Annotated in this window: 18 protein-coding genes; 13 read left to right on the top strand and 5 right to left on the bottom strand. The window is 65.8% G+C overall.

The annotated features are described in order from the left end of the window. The 5 genes from AC1DEL_RS27115 to recQ all read right to left on the bottom strand — a co-directional run. Positions 1–144 (bottom strand): GTP-binding protein (locus tag AC1DEL_RS27115; protein WP_477110923.1); only part of this gene is annotated, 144 nt, incomplete at its 3' end. A 77-nt stretch (positions 145–221) separates the two neighbouring features. After that, positions 222–2,330 carry an elongation factor G gene (gene fusA, locus AC1DEL_RS27110; protein ID WP_092301789.1) on the bottom strand — a complete coding sequence of 703 codons (2,109 nt, stop codon included), beginning with the start codon at positions 2,328–2,330 and terminating at the stop codon, positions 222–224. Positions 2,331–2,448: 118 nt separating this feature from the next. Beyond that, complete coding sequence (gene rpsG / locus AC1DEL_RS27105; protein WP_092301786.1) at positions 2,449–2,919, bottom strand: 30S ribosomal protein S7; 471 nt, start codon at positions 2,917–2,919, stop codon at positions 2,449–2,451. 223 nt (positions 2,920–3,142) lie between these two features. After that, positions 3,143–3,520: a 30S ribosomal protein S12 gene (rpsL, locus tag AC1DEL_RS27100; protein WP_010810460.1), complete on the bottom strand. Its 378-nt coding sequence runs from the start codon at positions 3,518–3,520 to the stop codon at positions 3,143–3,145. Positions 3,521–3,853: 333 nt separating this feature from the next. Beyond that, positions 3,854–5,707 carry a DNA helicase RecQ gene (recQ, locus tag AC1DEL_RS27095; RefSeq protein WP_092301784.1) on the bottom strand — a complete coding sequence of 618 codons (1,854 nt, stop codon included), beginning with the start codon at positions 5,705–5,707 and terminating at the stop codon, positions 3,854–3,856. Between the two features lie 120 nt (positions 5,708–5,827). Between recQ and AC1DEL_RS27090 the strand changes: the two genes are divergently transcribed. From AC1DEL_RS27090 to AC1DEL_RS27030, 13 genes are all read left to right on the top strand, one after another. Next, positions 5,828–6,421, top strand: coding sequence for a helix-turn-helix transcriptional regulator (locus AC1DEL_RS27090; protein ID WP_092301781.1), 594 nt, complete (start codon positions 5,828–5,830; stop codon positions 6,419–6,421). Positions 6,422–6,524: 103 nt separating this feature from the next. Beyond that, positions 6,525–7,280, top strand: a complete 756-nt coding sequence (fabG, locus tag AC1DEL_RS27085) for a 3-oxoacyl-[acyl-carrier-protein] reductase (RefSeq protein WP_218158060.1) — start codon at positions 6,525–6,527, stop codon at positions 7,278–7,280. Between the two features lie 17 nt (positions 7,281–7,297). After that, positions 7,298–8,212 (top strand): ApeI family dehydratase, encoded by a 915-nt coding sequence (locus AC1DEL_RS27080; RefSeq protein WP_143093949.1) that lies wholly within the window; start codon positions 7,298–7,300, stop codon positions 8,210–8,212. After that, positions 8,209–9,405 carry a beta-ketoacyl synthase N-terminal-like domain-containing protein gene (locus AC1DEL_RS27075; RefSeq protein WP_477126452.1) on the top strand — a complete coding sequence of 399 codons (1,197 nt, stop codon included), beginning with the start codon at positions 8,209–8,211 and terminating at the stop codon, positions 9,403–9,405. Before AC1DEL_RS27080 ends, AC1DEL_RS27075 begins: the two co-directional genes overlap by 4 nt. Then, positions 9,402–10,292, top strand: coding sequence for a beta-ketoacyl synthase N-terminal-like domain-containing protein (locus AC1DEL_RS27070; protein ID WP_477126451.1), 891 nt, complete (start codon positions 9,402–9,404; stop codon positions 10,290–10,292). Before AC1DEL_RS27075 ends, AC1DEL_RS27070 begins: the two co-directional genes overlap by 4 nt. 32 nt (positions 10,293–10,324) lie before the next feature. Next, complete coding sequence (locus AC1DEL_RS27065; protein ID WP_477108334.1) at positions 10,325–10,576, top strand: acyl carrier protein; 252 nt, start codon at positions 10,325–10,327, stop codon at positions 10,574–10,576. A 22-nt stretch (positions 10,577–10,598) separates the two neighbouring features. Further along, positions 10,599–11,804 carry a beta-ketoacyl-[acyl-carrier-protein] synthase family protein gene (locus AC1DEL_RS27060; protein WP_454757379.1) on the top strand — a complete coding sequence of 402 codons (1,206 nt, stop codon included), beginning with the start codon at positions 10,599–10,601 and terminating at the stop codon, positions 11,802–11,804. Between the two features lie 10 nt (positions 11,805–11,814). Then, entirely contained in the window at positions 11,815–12,942 is a 1,128-nt protein-coding gene (locus tag AC1DEL_RS27055) for a beta-ketoacyl synthase N-terminal-like domain-containing protein (RefSeq protein ID WP_477159232.1), read from the top strand. Further along, complete coding sequence (locus AC1DEL_RS27050; protein ID WP_477159231.1) at positions 12,939–14,078, top strand: beta-ketoacyl-[acyl-carrier-protein] synthase family protein; 1,140 nt, start codon at positions 12,939–12,941, stop codon at positions 14,076–14,078. Before AC1DEL_RS27055 ends, AC1DEL_RS27050 begins: the two co-directional genes overlap by 4 nt. Then, on the top strand, positions 14,075–15,094 hold the full coding sequence (locus AC1DEL_RS27045; RefSeq protein WP_454757381.1) for a beta-ketoacyl synthase N-terminal-like domain-containing protein: 1,020 nt from the start codon (positions 14,075–14,077) through the stop codon (positions 15,092–15,094). Before AC1DEL_RS27050 ends, AC1DEL_RS27045 begins: the two co-directional genes overlap by 4 nt. Beyond that, positions 15,091–15,951, top strand: a complete 861-nt coding sequence (locus AC1DEL_RS27040; RefSeq protein WP_092301754.1) for an alpha/beta fold hydrolase — start codon at positions 15,091–15,093, stop codon at positions 15,949–15,951. Before AC1DEL_RS27045 ends, AC1DEL_RS27040 begins: the two co-directional genes overlap by 4 nt. After that, positions 15,948–16,943 carry a hotdog family protein gene (locus AC1DEL_RS27035; protein WP_092301751.1) on the top strand — a complete coding sequence of 332 codons (996 nt, stop codon included), beginning with the start codon at positions 15,948–15,950 and terminating at the stop codon, positions 16,941–16,943. The genes AC1DEL_RS27040 and AC1DEL_RS27035 overlap by 4 nt, the downstream gene beginning before the upstream one ends. A gap of 10 nt (positions 16,944–16,953) precedes the next feature. Next, positions 16,954–17,649, top strand: a complete 696-nt coding sequence (locus AC1DEL_RS27030; protein WP_441593724.1) for a 2-hydroxychromene-2-carboxylate isomerase — start codon at positions 16,954–16,956, stop codon at positions 17,647–17,649. Positions 17,650–17,651: the final 2 nt, after the last annotated feature.

Raw genomic sequence — 17,651 nt, 5'->3', positions numbered from 1 at the left:
GTCGTACTTCTTGGCCGAGCCGCCAAACTTCGCAGCCAGCACCGTGGCGATTGCTGCCGTCAGCGTCGTCTTGCCGTGGTCAACGTGACCAATCGTACCTACGTTCACGTGCGGCTTGGTCCGCTCGAACTTTTCCTTTGCCATTTTTCAGCTCCTAATGGAATGCAATCTTGTTGTTTCATCGCGCCGCCGCACCGGCAGGCGCGGCGGCAAACTTCCAATTACTTGCCCTTGGCCGTGATCACGGCTTCGGCGATGTTCTTGGGTGCCTCGGCGTAATGCTTGAATTCCATGGTGTACGTGGCGCGACCTTGCGTGGCCGAGCGCAGCGACGTGGAATAACCGAACATTTCCGACAGCGGGACTTCGGCCTTGATGATCTTGCCGCCGCCAATCATGTCGTCCATGCCCTGCACGATGCCGCGACGGGACGACAGATCGCCCATCACCGTACCCGTGTAGTCTTCCGGCGTTTCCACTTCCACGGCCATCATCGGCTCGAGCAGAACCGGGCTGGCCTTGCGCATGGCTTCCTTGAAAGCCATCGAGCCGGCCATGCGGAACGCGTTTTCGTTCGAGTCCACATCGTGGTACGAACCGAACGTCAGCGTAACCTTCACGTCCACCACCGGGAAGCCAGCCAGAATACCGGCCGACAGCGTGTCGACGATACCCTTCTCGACTGCCGGGATGTATTCGCGAGGAATCACACCGCCCTTGATGGCGTCGATGAACTCGAAGCCCTTGCCCGGCTCTTGCGGTTCCAGCGTGATCACGGCGTGACCGTACTGGCCRCGGCCGCCCGACTGCTTGACGAACTTGCCTTCGACGTCTTCGGCCTTCTTGCGAATGGTTTCGCGGTAAGCCACCTGCGGCGCGCCGATGTTTGCTTCCACGCCGAATTCGCGCTTCATGCGGTCGACCAGAATTTCCAGGTGGAGCTCGCCCATGCCCGAAATGATGGTCTGGCCCGATTCTTCATCGGTACGCACGCGGAACGACGGATCTTCAGCGGCCAGGCGGTTCAGGGCGATGCCCATCTTTTCCTGGTCAGCCTTGGTCTTCGGCTCGACAGCCTGCGAGATCACCGGCTCCGGGAAGATCATGCGCTCGAGCACGATCGGGGCAGCCGGATCGCACAGCGTATCGCCCGTGGTGGCGTCCTTCAGGCCCACCGCAGCGGCGATGTCGCCGGCCAGCACTTCCTTGATTTCTTCGCGCTGGTTCGCGTGCATCTGCAGAATACGGCCCAGACGCTCCTTCTTCTGCTTCACCGGGTTGTACACGGTGTCGCCCGAATTGATCTTGCCCGAGTACACGCGGAAGAAGATCAGCTGGCCAACGAACGGGTCGGTCATGATCTTGAACGCCAGCGCCGAGAACTTCTCGCTGTCGTCAGCCTTGCGCTCCAGCTTCTTTTCGTCGTCGCGTTCGTCCACGCCGGTGACCGGCGGAATATCGACCGGCGACGGCAGGAAGTCGATCACGGCGTCCAGCATACGCTGCACACCCTTGTTCTTGAACGCGGTGCCGCACAGCATCGGCTGGATTTCGCAGGCGATGGTACGGTCACGCAGCGCCTTGACGATCTCGGCACGGGTCAGCTCTTCGCCGCCCAGGTACTTTTCCATCAGCTCTTCGCTGGCTTCGGCGGCGGACTCGACCATCTTCTCGCGCCATTCTTCAGCGATAGCTTGCAGCTCGGCCGGGATGTCCTGGTATTCGAACTTCACGCCCTGGCTGGCTTCGTCCCAAATGATCGCCTTCATTTCCAGCAGATCGACGACGCCCTGGAAGCCGTCTTCAGCGCCGATCGGCACCACGACGGGCACCGGGTTGGCCTTCAGGCGGTTCTTCAGCTGGTCGTAGACCTTGAAGAAGTTGGCGCCGGTACGGTCCATCTTGTTCACGAAGGCCAGACGCGGCACGCCGTACTTGTTAGCCTGGCGCCACACGGTTTCCGACTGGGGCTGCACGCCACCCACTGCGCAGTAGACCATGCAGGCACCGTCCAGCACGCGCATGGAGCGCTCCACCTCGATGGTGAAGTCCACGTGTCCCGGGGTGTCGATGATGTTGAAGCGGTGCTCGGGATAGTTCCCGGCCATGCCCTTCCAGAAAGCGGTGGTGGCAGCGGAGGTGATCGTGATGCCACGCTCCTGCTCCTGCTCCATCCAGTCCATGGTGGCCGCGCCATCGTGCACTTCACCGATCTTGTGGTTCACACCGGTGTAGAACAGGATCCGCTCGGTCGTGGTGGTTTTACCCGCGTCAATGTGAGCCGAAATACCGATATTGCGGTAGCGCTCAATGGGAGTCTTACGAGCCACTTTAATCCTCTATTCGTCCGTGAGGCGCCGGCATCTCATCGCCCGCGCCCCTAACACAAACGGGCGAGATGTGTAGCAACACAGCCCGCCCGGCAACCAACAACGTGTCTCGCTCGCTTTAGAAGCGGAAGTGCGAGAACGCCTTGTTGGCTTCGGCCATGCGGTGCACTTCATCGCGCTTCTTCATCGCGCCGCCACGGCCTTCCGATGCTTCCAGCAGCTCACCTGCCAGGCGCAGCGCCATCGACTTCTCGCTGCGTTTCTTCGCGGCCTCGCGCAGCCAACGCATCGCCAATGCCAAACGACGCGACGGACGGACTTCGACCGGAACCTGATAGTTAGCGCCGCCCACGCGACGGCTCTTCACTTCCACCACCGGCTTCACGTTGTTGATGGCAACGGAAAACACTTCGATGGGGGCCTTGCCTGCCTTCTTTTCGATCTGGTCGAACGCGCCGTACACAATGCGTTCGGCAACCGACTTCTTGCCGTCCAGCATCAGCACGTTCATGAACTTGGCAACTTCAACGTTACCGAACTTCGGATCAGGCAGAACTTCCCGCTTGGGGACTTCACGACGACGTGGCATCTTCTTTCCTTTAGATTCAGTTGAGAGCGCGTTACTTATCGCGACTCTCCGGCCACCAACTAGCTTGCCTGCATGGCAAATTCGCCGGGTGACCACTTACTCGACGGCACGGCGCATAACTCTCCGTTGTACCGCCGCCTGGTGACAGCACCATGACTCGCGCCACAGGCCATCTTCTTGTTGCTGCTGCGGGCAATCGCTTGCCCAGCTGCCCTGAAAACGATCAGGCAGCCTTCGGACGCTTCGCGCCGTACTTCGAACGAGCTTGCTTGCGGTCCTTCACGCCTTGCAAGTCGAGCGAGCCACGGACGATGTGGTAACGCACACCCGGCAGATCCTTCACACGGCCGCCGCGGATCAGCACGACCGAGTGTTCCTGCAGGTTGTGGCCTTCACCGCCGATGTACGAGATGACCTCGAAACCGTTGGTCAGGCGCACCTTGGCGACCTTACGCAGTGCCGAGTTCGGCTTCTTCGGCGTCGTGGTGTACACACGGGTGCACACGCCGCGACGCTGCGGGCAGTTCTCAAGCGCAGGGCTCTTGCTCTTGACGACTTCAGAGACACGCGGCTTGCGAACCAGTTGGTTGATAGTTGGCATTGTTCAATCCAGCTTGGTTTTACAAAAACACCCCTCCGCCGGCTCCATATCAATGAATTCGGCCTGAGGGGCAACTACGGGTTTCGGACGGGAATGGAGAGCGGGCGCTCGAAAGGAAGGGCTGTGAAGTGACAGACTTGCCAAAGAGCGCGAGCTCGCCCGGATCCCGCTTGGCTATCCTGCCGGCTGCGCCGCAAGGATCACTCCGCGGGCGCGCGTCCGACGGACGAGCGAAATCCAAAGCCAAAAACTCGAATCTGGCATCCTAGCAGGGGTGTTGACAATGGTCAAGCGGTATACCCGCTCTGTATACGCCTTGGGTGGGCGCCCCGGTCAGACTCGGACCGCGCGCAGCGTCTCGAGGATTTCCTCGCCGTAGCGCTCGAGCTTCGATGCACCGATACCGGGCACTTCAGCCAGTTCGCCGAGCGATTCGGGCGCGCTGCGGGCCAGTTCGGCCAGCGTCGCGTCATGGAAGATGACGTAGGCCGGCACGCCGTGCTCGCGCGCCGCCGCCGTGCGCCAACTGCGCAGCGCCTCCCAGTGGGCCAGCGCGTCGGGGTCCATCGTCGCGGTATGGTCGGTACGCGTGCCACGTGCGGCGCGGTCGCCGGACTTGGCCGGTTTGCTGACCTGCCGGCGCAGCGTGATCGGCTGCTCGCCCTTGAGCACGGCCCGGGCCGACTCGCCCAGCAGCAACGCGCCATGGCCGCCATGGTCGATCACCAGCAGCCCGTGGGCAATCAGCTGGCGGAAGATCGCATGCCACTCCGAGACCGACCGGTCCTTGCCGATGCCGAAGGTCGAGACCTTGTCATGGCCCCACTGCCGGATCTTCTCGTTGGCGTTGCCGCGCAGGATATCGATCAGATGGGTCGCGCCGAAGTGGACGCGGCTCGCCTGGGCCGTGCGGTAGACGCAGGACAGGGCCATCTGCGCCTCGCGCGTGCCGTCCCAGGTCGCTGGCGGCTCAAGGCAAGTGTCGCAATTGCCGCACGGCTCAGCGTTTTCGTCGAAATACGCCAGGATGCGCACGCGCCGGCAGCCGGCCGTCTCGCACAAACCCAGCAGGGCGTCGAGCTTGGAGGACGACACGCGCTTGTGGGCATCGTCCGCTTCGGACTCGTCGATCATCCGCTTCTGCTGCACCACGTCGCCCAGGCCGTAGGCCATCCAGGCATTGGCGGGCAGGCCGTCGCGGCCAGCGCGACCGGTTTCCTGGTAATAGCCTTCCATGCTCTTGGGCAGGTCCATATGGGCGACGAACCGGACGTCCGGCTTGTCAATGCCCATGCCGAAGGCAATTGTCGCCACCATCACGATGCCCTCCTCTTCCCGGAAGCGTGCCTGGTGACGCTGCCGCACTTGGGCATCCATGCCGGCGTGATACCCCAGCGCCTGGATGCCGTGGCCGGCCAGCCAGGCGGCGGTATCCTCGACCTTCTTGCGCGACAGGCAATAGATGATGCCGCTGTCGTGCCCGCCGTGGCCATTCATGTGTTCGGCCTTGATAAAGGCGAGCAGCTGGTTGCGCGCATTGTCTTTCTCGACGATGCGGTAGCGGATGTTCGGCCGGTCGAAGCTGGAGATGAACACGCGCGCGTCGTCCAGCGCCAGCCGCTCGACGATCTCTTCGCGCGTCTGCGTGTCCGCCGTGGCCGTGAGTGCAATACGCGGCACCTGCGGGAAGCGCTCGTGCAGCACCGACAGCTGGATGTACTCGGGCCGGAAGTCGTGGCCCCATTGCGACACACAATGCGCCTCGTCGATCGCGAACAGCCCGACGCGGGTACGTTCGAGCAGGTCGAGGAAGCGCGGCGTCATCAGCCGCTCGGGCGCCACATAGAGGATTTCCAGCCGCCCCGCGAGCAGGTCGCGCTCCACGGCGGAGGCTTCGCTGCTGGTCAGCGTGGAATTAAGCACCGCGGCGCGCACACCAGCCTCGGTCAGCGCCGCCACCTGATCCTGCATCAGCGCAATCAGCGGCGAGACGACGATACCGACCCCCTGCCCCGCCTGCTGGCGCAGCAGCGCCGGTATCTGGTAGCAGAGCGACTTCCCGCCGCCCGTGGGCATAAGCACCAGGCAATCGCCGCCCTCGGCCACATGGTCGATGATCTCTGCCTGCCGGCCGCGAAAGGCGTGGTAGCCGAAGACTTCTTTGAGGATCGCCAGTGCGCGCGACATGGACAGCGGAATTCGGGAAAGCCGTAACCTTACCACTAAGGCGCCCGGGCTCGGCGCCGATGCTGCCGAGATCGCTATTTCGGATAACGGCGATTGCGTTCTCGACGGTTGCAGAGTTCCATGGGCATTGCCAGACTCTCAACAAGGGGCGATGCAATGGGCAATTGGCAGGATCGACTCAATCGCATCAGCAAGCCGGCAGCCTCGGAGCGTGAAGTACTCGAGAGCATCGAGACGACCGCCGCGATGCTCGGCTTCGATATGGGGAACCGCAGCATGACATTCTCGGCGAGCCAGCTGTGGAGCGAGGCAAGGCTGCTGGGCCTGTGCCACGGTCTGTCGGAGGAAGACTTCACCCTGGCCATGCGCGGTGGGCCCCTACCCTCCGCCCCGTCGCCAACCCCGCCGGTCAACGGCAAGCTTGGCCGTCGCGAAATTCGCATGCGCTGGTTCGCCTTCGTGGTTCATCTCGTGCTGGACCAGCAACGCATGGCGCGCCCCACCGGGCAAGGACAGTCGCCCCTGACCGAGCGCGAGCTCGAAGTCCTGAAACTGACTGCCCAGGGCAAGACCTCGTCGGAAATCGCCGCATTGCTGATGGTCTCCGGCAACACCGTCAACTTCCACATTCGCAATGCAATGCTCAAGCTGCAGGCCAGGAACAAGACGGCGGCAGCCGTGTGCGCTGCCTTGCAGGGGTGGCTCAACGGGTGAGTTGACTTGGCGCAAACGTAGCCCACGCGCCTATCAGATTTGGTAGTTACTGCACTTCGCCATGTCTGTTGCAATGCGCCATCGACATTGCGAGGAATGGCAGATGACATCGATGGCATCGCCGCAGCGCCCGGTTGCACTGGTCAGCGGCGGCTCACGCGGGATCGGCCGGGCGATATGCCTGGCATTGGCCGACGCTGGCTACGCAATCTCCTACTGCCATCACGCATCAGGCGATGCCGGCCTCGAGACACTCGCCCAGCTGCGCGCCGCAGGCATCCCCTCGCTGGCCCTGCAATGCAACGTTGCCGACGCGGGCGCCTGCGAGCGCTTCTTTGCCGAGACCATCGAACATCTCGGCCAGGTCGACGTGCTGGTGAACAACGCCGGCATCACCCGCGATGCGCCGCTGGCGACAATGCGACCCGATGCATGGGCCGCGGTCATCGACACCAATCTCACCGGCACCTTCCACTTGAGCCGGTCCGCCGCCTTCCACTTCATGAAGCGGCGCACCGGCGTCATCGTCAACGTGGCGTCCATTGCGGGCGTCTACGGTAACGCTACCCAGACCAACTATTCGGCATCGAAGGCCGGCATGATCGGCTTCACCCGGGCGCTGGCCAAGGAGGTTGCGCCCTACGGCGTGCGCGTCAATGCCGTGGCGCCGGGTTTCATCGAATCCGACATGACGGCAGGCCTTTCCGACAGCGTCGCGTCGGCCGCACTGGCCCGCGTGCCGCTGCGCCGCTTTGGCAGGCCCGAGGAAGTCGCGGCGTTGGTCCGCTTCCTGGCCTCCGCCGACGCGGCCTACGTCACGGGCCAGGTCTTTCAGATCGACGGCGGGCTCGTCCTCTAAGGCGCCAGGGCGATATCGTGGACGACATCCTCCCGCCTCTCATCATGGCCCGCAGCGTCCGGGGCTTCTCGGACTGTCGCCGGCCCGGCCTCCGCGAATGGGAATTCGACTGGCGTTTTGCGGACGACGACGACAGCTTTCAGGGCCACTTTCCGACGTACCCCATCCTGCCCGGGGCATTCCTGCTGGAGATGGCGCAGCATGCCGCCAACCATGCGCTCGCGCAGAGCGGCCAGACGGGGCGCCGCGTCACCAGTGTGACGCGCCTGCGCTTCCAGAACCCGGTCCTGCCGGGGGACACCTGCACATTGCAGGTTGCCTGGGATGACCTCGATGCGGTGCAGATCCGCTTTACCAAGCCTGGTAGCGCGGTGGCCCACGGCATCCTCGGCACTGGCCCGGTGCCACGCCATGCAGGCGCCCCGGAAGTATCCGCGGCGGATTTGCCGCGCGATCCGACCGTCGCCCTCAAGGTGCTACCGCATGGTCATCCCATGCGGCTGATCGATCGTGTGGCGCTGGATGGCACTGCTCGCGCAGTCGCCTACAAGAACATCACGCTCAATGAGCCTTGCTTCGGCGCCGCGCATCGCGGCATGGACGAGGCGCAACTGGCATATCCGTTGGCGCTGCTGGTGGAGTCCTTCGCCCAGGGCGCGGGGCTGCTGCTATCCCGGCGCGGCTTCTTTGCGGACGCTGGCGGCGCCGCCTCGCTGACCGTGTTCGGCGAGTTTCGCGGCATCCATCTGCTTGGCCGAGCCCTGCCGGGGGACCAGCTTCGCCACGACGTCCATCTCCTGGAATGTGGGCGCAACGTGGCCCACCTGGCGGGACAGACCAGCGTCGGGGGACGCACTGTCGCCCTGTTCGACGATCTGATGGCCTTCTCCATTGGCGCGACGACACTCGGCGCCGCTGGAGGCCAGCGATGACACAGCGGCGCGATGTCCTGCTGGCCGGATTCGGCGCCTGCTCCGCCGCAGGTCCGGATGTCGAAGCCTTCTGGCGTGCCCTGCAACGCGCACCCGAGGCGCCGTCACCGAACGCCATCGTCCCGCGGAGTACCGATGGGCGGACGTGGCGCCATGGCCATTGCCTGCCCGCGTCGGCCTCTCATGTGCATGCCGACTTCGACAGCCTGATCGCAGATGTTGCCCTGCAAGCCCTCGATGACGCCCGCAGACGCGGCCATGCACTCGACACCCTGCACACCGGTCTGGTGCTTGGCACGGCGGCCGGGGACAGCCGCCGTGCCGAACGGCACCGCCTAGAAGGCGCCGTGGCGCCGTATGCCGCGAGCCACCCGTACCGCGCCATCGACACGCTGCCGCACGTGCTGCCCATTCAGGTGTCCGGACCGGCTTTCGTCGCCGCCAACGCCTGCTCGGCTGGCCTTCATGCCCTGGTCCATGCGGTGGACATCATCCGGGCCGGCATGGCCGACGCGATGATCGTGATCGGCGCCGACCTGCTTTCCCACGTCACCCAAGCGGGCTTTCAACGCATGACGGCGCTCGATCCGCAGCGGTGCATGCCCTTCGACGTCCGCCGCCTGGGCACCGTGCTGGGCGAAGGCGCCGCCGCGCTGGTACTCGTGGCCGACAGCGAAGCTGCCGCGCACGCCGGATCCGCCGGACGCATCCGAGGCATCGGCGTGAGCTGCGACGCCTTCCACCCGACCGCCCCAGAACCCGGCGGCCGGGACATCTCCCGGGCCTTGCGCGAGGCGCTGCGCGATGCGAATGTCGGCATCGACGGCATCGACGGCATCGACGTCATCGTGCCACACGGCACCGGCACGCCCCCCAACGACCGCATCGAAGGCAACATTCTGGCGGCAGTGCTTGGCCCAAGCGTCGTCATGCCACCGGTGCTGTCCGCCAAGGCGCATATCGGACACACCGCAGGCGCGTCCGGCATGTTCTCCCTGCTCGCGGCCGCGCTTGCACTGGCACATCGGAAGGTGCCGGCAGGCTACTGCGAGCGCCCTGATCCGGCCACGCGCATCCGGCTGCCCAGCCGTGAAACGCCACTGCGGGCAAGACGGCCGCTTCGGGCACTCATCAATGCCTGTGGATTCGGTGGGAACAACGTGTCCCTGGTCTTGCAGGAAGGGACGCCATGAGCGCCGTCAATCTCCTGACCTGCGCGGCCGTGGCGCCCGGCATCGGGGAAGATCTTCTCCCGTGCTCGCCTGGCACGCTTGCGATCGTCGACCCGGACTGGTTCGATCCGGCCCTGTGGCTGCCGGGTACGCGGCACCGCTACCTCAACGACACCACGCGCTACGCGCTGGCCGCGGCGCGCCGGTGTCCCGATCCATGCACGGATGGCCGCGTCGCCCCTGAGCGGCTCGCGCTTTGTTTCGGTACAAGTGTCGCGGATGTCTCAGTCCGGCACCTGTTCGATCAGGCCGTGGCCCACGGCGGACTGGATGCCGTCAGCACCGTCAGCGCACCCAATATCTCGGCCAATATTGCCGCCGCCCACGTCGCCATCGACTGTCAGGCCCGCGCGCTATGCAGCACCGTCACGTCGCCGTTCCTGGCCGGCTTCGAAGCCCTGATGCTGGGCATCCAGGCGATCCAGGCCGGTCGCGCCGACCAATCGCTGGTCATTGCCGCCGAAGAGGCGATCCCCGAGGGTGCCGGCGCAGCCATCCTGCCGGGCGCCGTCGCGCTCCGGCTGGGCAGGCGCGCGACGGAGAACGGTCATTGCCTGCGGCCCCTCGGTTGGGGCCGGGTCGAAACGACCGGACAACTGCCGCGGCGGCTGGTCCACGCGCTGACGCGCACCGCCTCCGGGTTTCCCGGACCGACGCGGCTTGTTGTCCCGGCCCGCACGCCGCTCAGCTGGCCCAAAGGCCTTCCGCCCCCAGACATCCTCACGTGCGACGACGCAGGCGCCCTGGCACCCCTGCTGTGCGCCCTGCCGACGCTGCGTGACGACCACCCCTTCATCCTCGTCGCCATACACGAGCACCGCTACATGGCATTTGTTTCCCAATGCTGACCGCTTTCCACCCAAGAAGGAGCACATCCATCATGACTTCCCCCGACCGCATCGTCGCCATCAAGCAGATCGTTTCCGAAATCCTTGAGATCGAGCCGACCGACATGACCATGACCAGCCGCTTCAAGGAAGACCATGACGCGGATTCGCTGCGCGCCATCGAAATCCTCGCCAGCCTGGAGAAGGCTTTCGGCGTGACCATCTCGCAGGACGGGCTGGCTCGCATGGTGAACCTGGAGGGCGTCTGCCAGGTGGTGGATGAAGCCGCCTCGATCAAGTCCTGAGTCACGCACCGGAGCCATCATCATGCGACGTGTCGTCGTGACCGGCATTGGTGCCGTGAGCAGCATAGGTCTTGGCGTGAAGGCGTTCACCGACGCGCTCCGTGCCGGGGCGTGCGGCGTGTCCGAGATTCGCTCCTTCGACACGTCGGGCTTCGCCAGCCATCGCGGATGCGAAGTCCGGAATTTCGACCCCGCCACCTGGATCGCCGGGATCGATCCGAGCACACTGGGCCGCAGTGCACAGTTCGCGGTCGCGGCGGCCGGCATGGCGATACGTGACAGCGGGATCGATACAGCCCAGCTCAAACAGGCCCGCTGCGGCGTGTCCATCGGGACGACCGACGGCGAATCGCAGGTGATCGACCAGCTCACCGAGCAGGCGGTACGCCATGGCTATGCCGGCATTGACCCCGCACTGCTCCAGCAGGTGCCTTCGCACCACATCTCATTCGCGGTGGCGCGCGCGCTGGGCTTGCGCGGCGGCGCCATCACCCTCCCCACGGCATGCTCGGCCGGCAACTACGCCATCGGCTATGCCTATGACTGCATCGGGCTCGGGGATGCGGACGCCATGCTGTGCGGCGGCGCGGACTCGGTATGCCGCAAGACATTCGCCGGCTTCTACCGGCTGGGCACCATCGCGCCGCAGGTCTGCCAGCCATTCGACAAGGACCGCAAGGGCATCCTGACGGGCGAAGGGGCCGGTCTGCTTCTGCTCGAGTCGCTCGACAGCGCCCTGGCCCGTGGCGCGCGGATCTACGCCGAGGTCCTGGGCTACGGACTGACCTGCGACGCGGACCACATGGTGGCGCCGAATCGGGACAGCATCGTGCGCTGCATCCGGCTCGCACACCGTAACGCGGGCGTCAGCGCGGCGCAGATCCAGTACATCTGCGCCCACGGCACCGGCACCATCGCCAACGACATCACGGAATCCGGTGCCATCGCCGAGGTGTTCGGCGCCACCAAGCCGCCGGTTTCCTCCATCAAGTCGATGATCGGACACACCATGGGCGCCGCCAGCGCACTGGCCAGCATCGCCTGCGCGGTGGCCGTCCGGGACGGATTCCTGCCGCCGACCATCAACCATGGTGAGACGGACCCCCGCTGCCCGCTCGATTGCGTACCCAACCACTCGCGCGCCGCCGACCTGCGCGTGGTGCAGAACAACGGCTTTGCCTTCGGCGGCAACAACGCCATCACCGTGTACGCGAGGTACCCCCAATGAGGAGCAGCGCATGACCGCCCATGGCATCTCGATTGTTGGCTGGCAGGCGATATCGGCCCTGGGGGTGGGGGCGGATGCGTTGCGCACGGCCGACCCAACGGCACCCCCGGTGACTGAACTGCCGCAATCGACCGACCCGTATCCGCAGGACGTCGCCTATCGCCCGGCACACTTCGACGTCTCCGCACTGATTGGCGCCAAGGGAACCCGTTCCATCGACCGCACCACGGCGCTCGCGCTTTGCACGGCGCGCCTGCTGCATGGCGACCAGCCGCCTTATGAAGGGGAGCAAGCCGAACGAACCGGGTTCGTGCTGGGCACCAGTACCGGCAGTATCCGCAGCACCAGCGATTTCACGCGCGACTCGCTGGTCCAGGAGCGGCCATTCCTGGTCAATCCCGCCCACTTCCCGAACACCGTGATGAACTGCGCGGCGGGCCAGTGCGCCATTCGCTTCAAGGCGCGCGCGGTGAACGCAACCATCTCGGGAGGGCGGCTGTCCGGACTGCTCGCGCTGCAGTACRCCTCGCAGATGCTGCGCCGGGGCTATGCGGACCGGCTTCTGACAGGTGCCGTCGAGGAGCTTTGCGTGCAGACGGCCTGGGCACATCGCGGCCTGATCCAGCTGGGCAAGCGGCAAGCCGTGCCCCTGGGCGAAGGCTGCGCGATGTTCTCGCTCGAGCGCACCACGCTGCAGCATGAAGGGGTGGCCATCCTGGCCTTGCGTTACGGGCGCTACAGCGAACCCGTCGACGGCCCGGCCGGGGATCTGGCGCTGGACCACGCGGTGGAGGGCGCACTGGCCTGCATCGGCGAAGCCCTGACGCAAGCCGGCCTCGATGCGTCCGAGGTGGTCGCTTGTTGCCTGTGCGGCGCGGCCGAGCCTCGCATTGCCGACATCGAACGGCGCGCCATCGCGCGGCTGCCCGGCGCCAGCATGACCGTCCACCAGACGGCGCTCGTCGATCGGTTCGGCGACACCTACAGCGCCACCTTCGTGCTCGCGCTCTGCCATCTGCTTGCCTGTCTCGAACAGGCCCCCGCCGGTGCGGCGGGCATGGTCCTGGCCACCACCGACGACGGGCACGCGGGCTGCCTCATCGTGCGCCGCGCGCCTGCGGCTAAGGAACTTCCATGACATATGCGATCACCGGCTCGGCCATGAAGACCAGCCTCGGCGAAGACAAATGCACGTGTTTCGAGAGCCTGTGCTCAGGGCACTCCGGCCGCAAGCGCCTGCAAGCATTTACCGCCGACCATTTCAACGTGCGCAACGCCTATGAGATTGACGACCGCCCCGGCGGCATCGACCGGGCGCTGCGCGCCACCGAACTGCTCTGCGATGCGGTACAGGCCGCCGTGCGGGAGGCCGCACTGCCGCCGGACGCCCGTTGCGTCGTCGTGGTGGGAACCGGCCTGCGGGAGCTACGCACGCTGGAACTGTTCTGGACGGTCGGCACGCCGATGACGATCGACCAGTTGCATTTCGAGCGCGCACTGAACCGAAGGCTGCACACCAGCTTTCCGGTCATCACGCTCGCCAATGCCTGCTCCGCCTCCAGCTTCGCACTCGCGGTTGCCGAGGACTTCCTGCGCGACGGCGCCTTCGACTTCGCGATCGTCGGCGGCTGCGACACCATCACGAAGAGCATGTTCGGCTTGCTGGATCGCGTGAATCCCTCGCACCCCGACGCAGTCCGGCCATTCGATCGAGACCGGCGCGGCGTACTGATGGGCGATGGCGCCGCCGCCGTCGTACTGGAATCCCGCGCGAGCGCCAACGCGCGCGGCGCGCCGGTGCTGGCAACGTTGCGGGCCGTCGGCACGAGCTGCGATGCGGCGCACGAGACGGCCCCAGATCCGGCGGGCATCGCCCGTGCCATCGAGGATGCCTACCAACGCGCCGGCCTGGCGCCGGAGGACATCGACATCATCATGGCCCACGGCACCGGTACGCCGCTCAACGACAAGGCCGAGGCCGAGGCCATGCAGCGCGTGATGCGGCAACACGTCTCGCATCCACGCATCTGTGCGATGAAATCGATGACTGGGCATACCTCGGGGGCGTCGGGGCTGGTTGGCGTGGTCACGGCGATCGAAGCCATCGAGTGGGGCATGCTGCCGCCCACCGTCGGGCTCGAGCACCTGATGCCGGAGGCGCGCGCCATGAATATCGTCAACGAGGCCACCCCGGTCAATGCGCGGCTGGCCCAGGTGAATGCGTTCGGCTTCGGCGGCGTCAATGCCGTGGCCATCCTGGAGTGCGAATCATGAATCCCCGCACGCAGGCCATCCTCATCTCGGGTCATGGCTGGGAGATCCCGGCCTTCTCCGCCCACGACAGCCTCGCGGAGGGGTTGCGGGCCGGTCCCGCCGCGCCGCATTTCACGCCCGAGCGACTGCTGGGCAGGAAGGGGCTTCGCTACAAGGAGCGCTCCACGTTGCTGGCCCTCTGCGCAGCATCCAAGGCGCTGGCCGACGCCGGCTTCGTGAAGGCGGACACCGTGTCCTTGCACGATGACGGGTTCGGTGTGGTGGTCGCTACCAACACGTGCAATCTGGATACGGTCTGCCAGGCAGCGGAGACCATCCATCGCCAGCACGTCAATGCCACCAGCGCAATGGATCTACCCAACGCCTCCAGCAATGTCGTCTCGGCCGCCATCGCCATTCGCTTCGGACTGCGTGCGCTCAACCTCACCGTCTGTACCGGGGCTTCGTCGTCGCTCGATGCCATCGTGCTGGCCGCCAATGCCATCCGCAACGGCCGCGCCCGGCGCATGGTGGTTGTCGCGGTGGAAGTGGATGGCCCGGCGGCGCGCAGCCTGCTGGCCGGCCGCCGGCTTGCCGAAGGCGGCGGGCTGCCCGCCTTGCTGGAAGGCGCAGGCGCCTTGGTGCTCGAGCGGACCGATGATGCCAACGCCCGTGGCGCACGCCACCATGGTGCCCTGGCCGGCTACGCCTATTGCCATGCCGATGCGGCACGTTCGCCCGCCCTGGACGCCCTGCTGACCGATCATGCGAGCAAGCCTTGTTACGTCGCCGGCGACAGCTTTGCCGCCCACGCGGTCACCGCACTCCATCAGCGCGAGGGCGCGCAGCGCGATCTCGGCATATTGTCCGGCCCGGCCTATGGGGCCGGCACGCTGTATGCGCTGATCCATCATTGCGAACAGGCACGCGCCGCGGAGCCGGAGTCGGCTCGCGGGGCGGTCGTCCTCGGCGGTGGCAGCTGGGGGGACCGCCGCGCCGGAGCCATCGTCATTGAAGCGGGCGGCGTCGGGCAATGACGACGCTGCTGGCATCACTGGGCGGCTACACGCTTCAGGCGCGGGTGTGTGGGCCCGTCGGCGCCCCGCTGGCCGTGCTGGTCCACGGGATGATGGAAGCAGGYAGCGTCTGGGAACCGCTGCTGCCGCGCCTGGCCGCCACGCATCGGTGCGTCGTGCTGGACCTGCCCTGGAACGGGTTGCAGTCTGGCCTCTGGGGCCGGGTGCTGCCACCCGAGCGGTGGTTATCCGCTGCGCTTGAGCGCTTTCAACTGTGCCCGGACGTCTGGATTGCCCACTCGTTCGGCGCCAACACCGTGCTGACGCTGCTTGCCCAGCACCCGGCCACACCCGGGGCCACCGCGCCCGCCGCGCTGGTCTCGCCGTTCTACAAGGCGTTACACCGGGAGGTGACCTGGTCCCTGTTCCAGCAGCACGTCAACGCATTCCCGGATTTTGTCCAACAGAGCATCCGCGCCCGCACCGCGCGCCCGCTGGCGCCGGACGTCCTGCAGCGCATGACACGCACTGCCTGCGAGCACTTCGGTTGCTACGTCTGGACCGAGTTCTGGCGCCTGTACTCCGGGATGCCCTTCCTTCCCCTGCACGAGGTGCGCCAGCCACTTCTCGTGTTGGCCGGCGGCGATGACCAGTTTGCGCGATTGCCCGACGTCCGCGCGATGGTCGACACCCTGCCGGCAGGCCGGCTCCGTGTCTTTCGCGATGCCGGCCATTTTCTGCTGAACGATCTCCGGCACGACGCTGTCGGCGCCATCGCGCAGTTCCTGCAGGTGCGCGGCGATCCAATGCCGGCCACGCCTCGCCAGACTTGTGCTGGCGCCACCCCTTCCTTCCACTCCACGGAATCCACGCCATGACCTTGCATCACTCCGACACGACTGGCTTCGACCGCACCCACACCAAGGTCCGGCCCCGCTTCGAAGGCTGCAACATCTGCACCTGGATCGGCTTCAAGCACGTCATGTATTGCATCGAGGAAGCCGTTGTCGATCATTTCCGCGCGCACGGCTTCGGACCGCGCGAACTCTATGAGCAGAAAGGTCTCTGTCTCGAGATCGTCGATTCGAGCGTACGGATCCTCCATGCGCTTCACATTGACGATACGGTAGATATCGAGGTCGTGCCGTCGCCGAAGGCACCGGACGGGGTGCTGCGCGTCGCCGTGACACTGACGGTGCCGCGCGACGGCAAACCATTGAAGGCCGTCACCGGTTACGTGGACGTGCTGTTCCGCCTGGACGACAGCGTCGTAACCCCACAGCCAGCCAGCGGGGAGCCGCGCCTCGCGCCATACACCTGTACCCGGATCCGGCGAGGGCCGCAGCGCTCCATTCCCGATGCCGGCCTGGCCACGGCGCGCCAGGCCGGTAACCCGCCGCTGGACGTGCGTCGCGCGCTGGCTGCCGATGAAGGCAACCGCTTCGTCTGGCAATGGCGGGTGCCCTATTTCTACTGCCACTTCAACGATCGCCTCCAGCATTCGGGCTACCTGAGACTGATGGAGGAGGTGCTGGATCTCTTTGTCGCCGAGCGTGGAATCTCCATCCGCACATTGCTGGAGAACAAGAAGTGGATTCCCGTCGTACCGCAGGCGAGCCTCCAGATCCTCGACGAAGCGATGATGGAGGAGACCATCCACACCGTCTTCACCGTCGAGGATATTTTCAAGGACACCACCTATCGGTCGCGCATGGATTGCTATGTCGAACGGCATGGCGGACTGGTTCATACGGCGACTGGCCTGATCACCCACGGCTACGCGGTGGTCGAGAACCGCCGTGACTGGTCGCTCGTGACCTTCGACGCCGAGGTCTCGGCCGCCCTGCGCGGCAGGCAGTGCGCGGACTGAAGGAGGCGGCATGCAGGCAGCACATCCCGTCTTCTATTTCTCGCTGCGCAGCCCCTACTCGTGGCTGGCCTTGCACGATCTCAGGCAGACACGGCCCGATCTTCTCGCCGCCGTCCAACTGGTGCCTTTCTGGGAGCCGGACGCGGACTACCAGGCGCAACTGAGCATGGTCGGCAGCACGTTCCTGTATCACCCGATGTCGCGCGAGAAGCATCTCTACATCCTCGCCGATGTGCGGCGCCTTGCGGCGCGGCGCGGGCTCCGGCCGGTGTGGCCACTGGATCGCGCGCCGCGCTGGGAGGTGCCGCACCTCGCATGGATCGTCGCCGACATGCACGGGCAGGGGCTGGCCTTCCTCGAGCGGGTCACGCTGGCGCGCTGGCAGGAAGGCGCGGACATCTGCGATCCCGACGTCATCGCACGGCTGGGCAGTGCGCTGGGGCTGGACCCCAACGCGCTCTCGTCGGCCCACACGGATGCAGCCGTCCGGGAGGTCGGACTGACCCGGCTGCAGGACTGCATCCACACGGGCGTGTTCGGCGTGCCGTTCTTCACTGTCGGCAGGGAGAAGTTCTGGGGCGTCGATCGCCTCCGGGACTTCATGGCCGCCGCCACGGGCATGCCTGCCATCGATCTGTCCGACCCGTTGTGCAGCGAGGACAGCCCGCCGGCGGCAATCCTCGACCATGCCGGCGGCTGCGGCTAGGA

It is taken from the genome of Cupriavidus sp. 10L43_2, assembly GCF_056395265.1.
The sequence above is the reverse complement of the archived record's forward strand: the minus strand, read 5'-3'. Positions and strand labels throughout refer to the sequence as shown.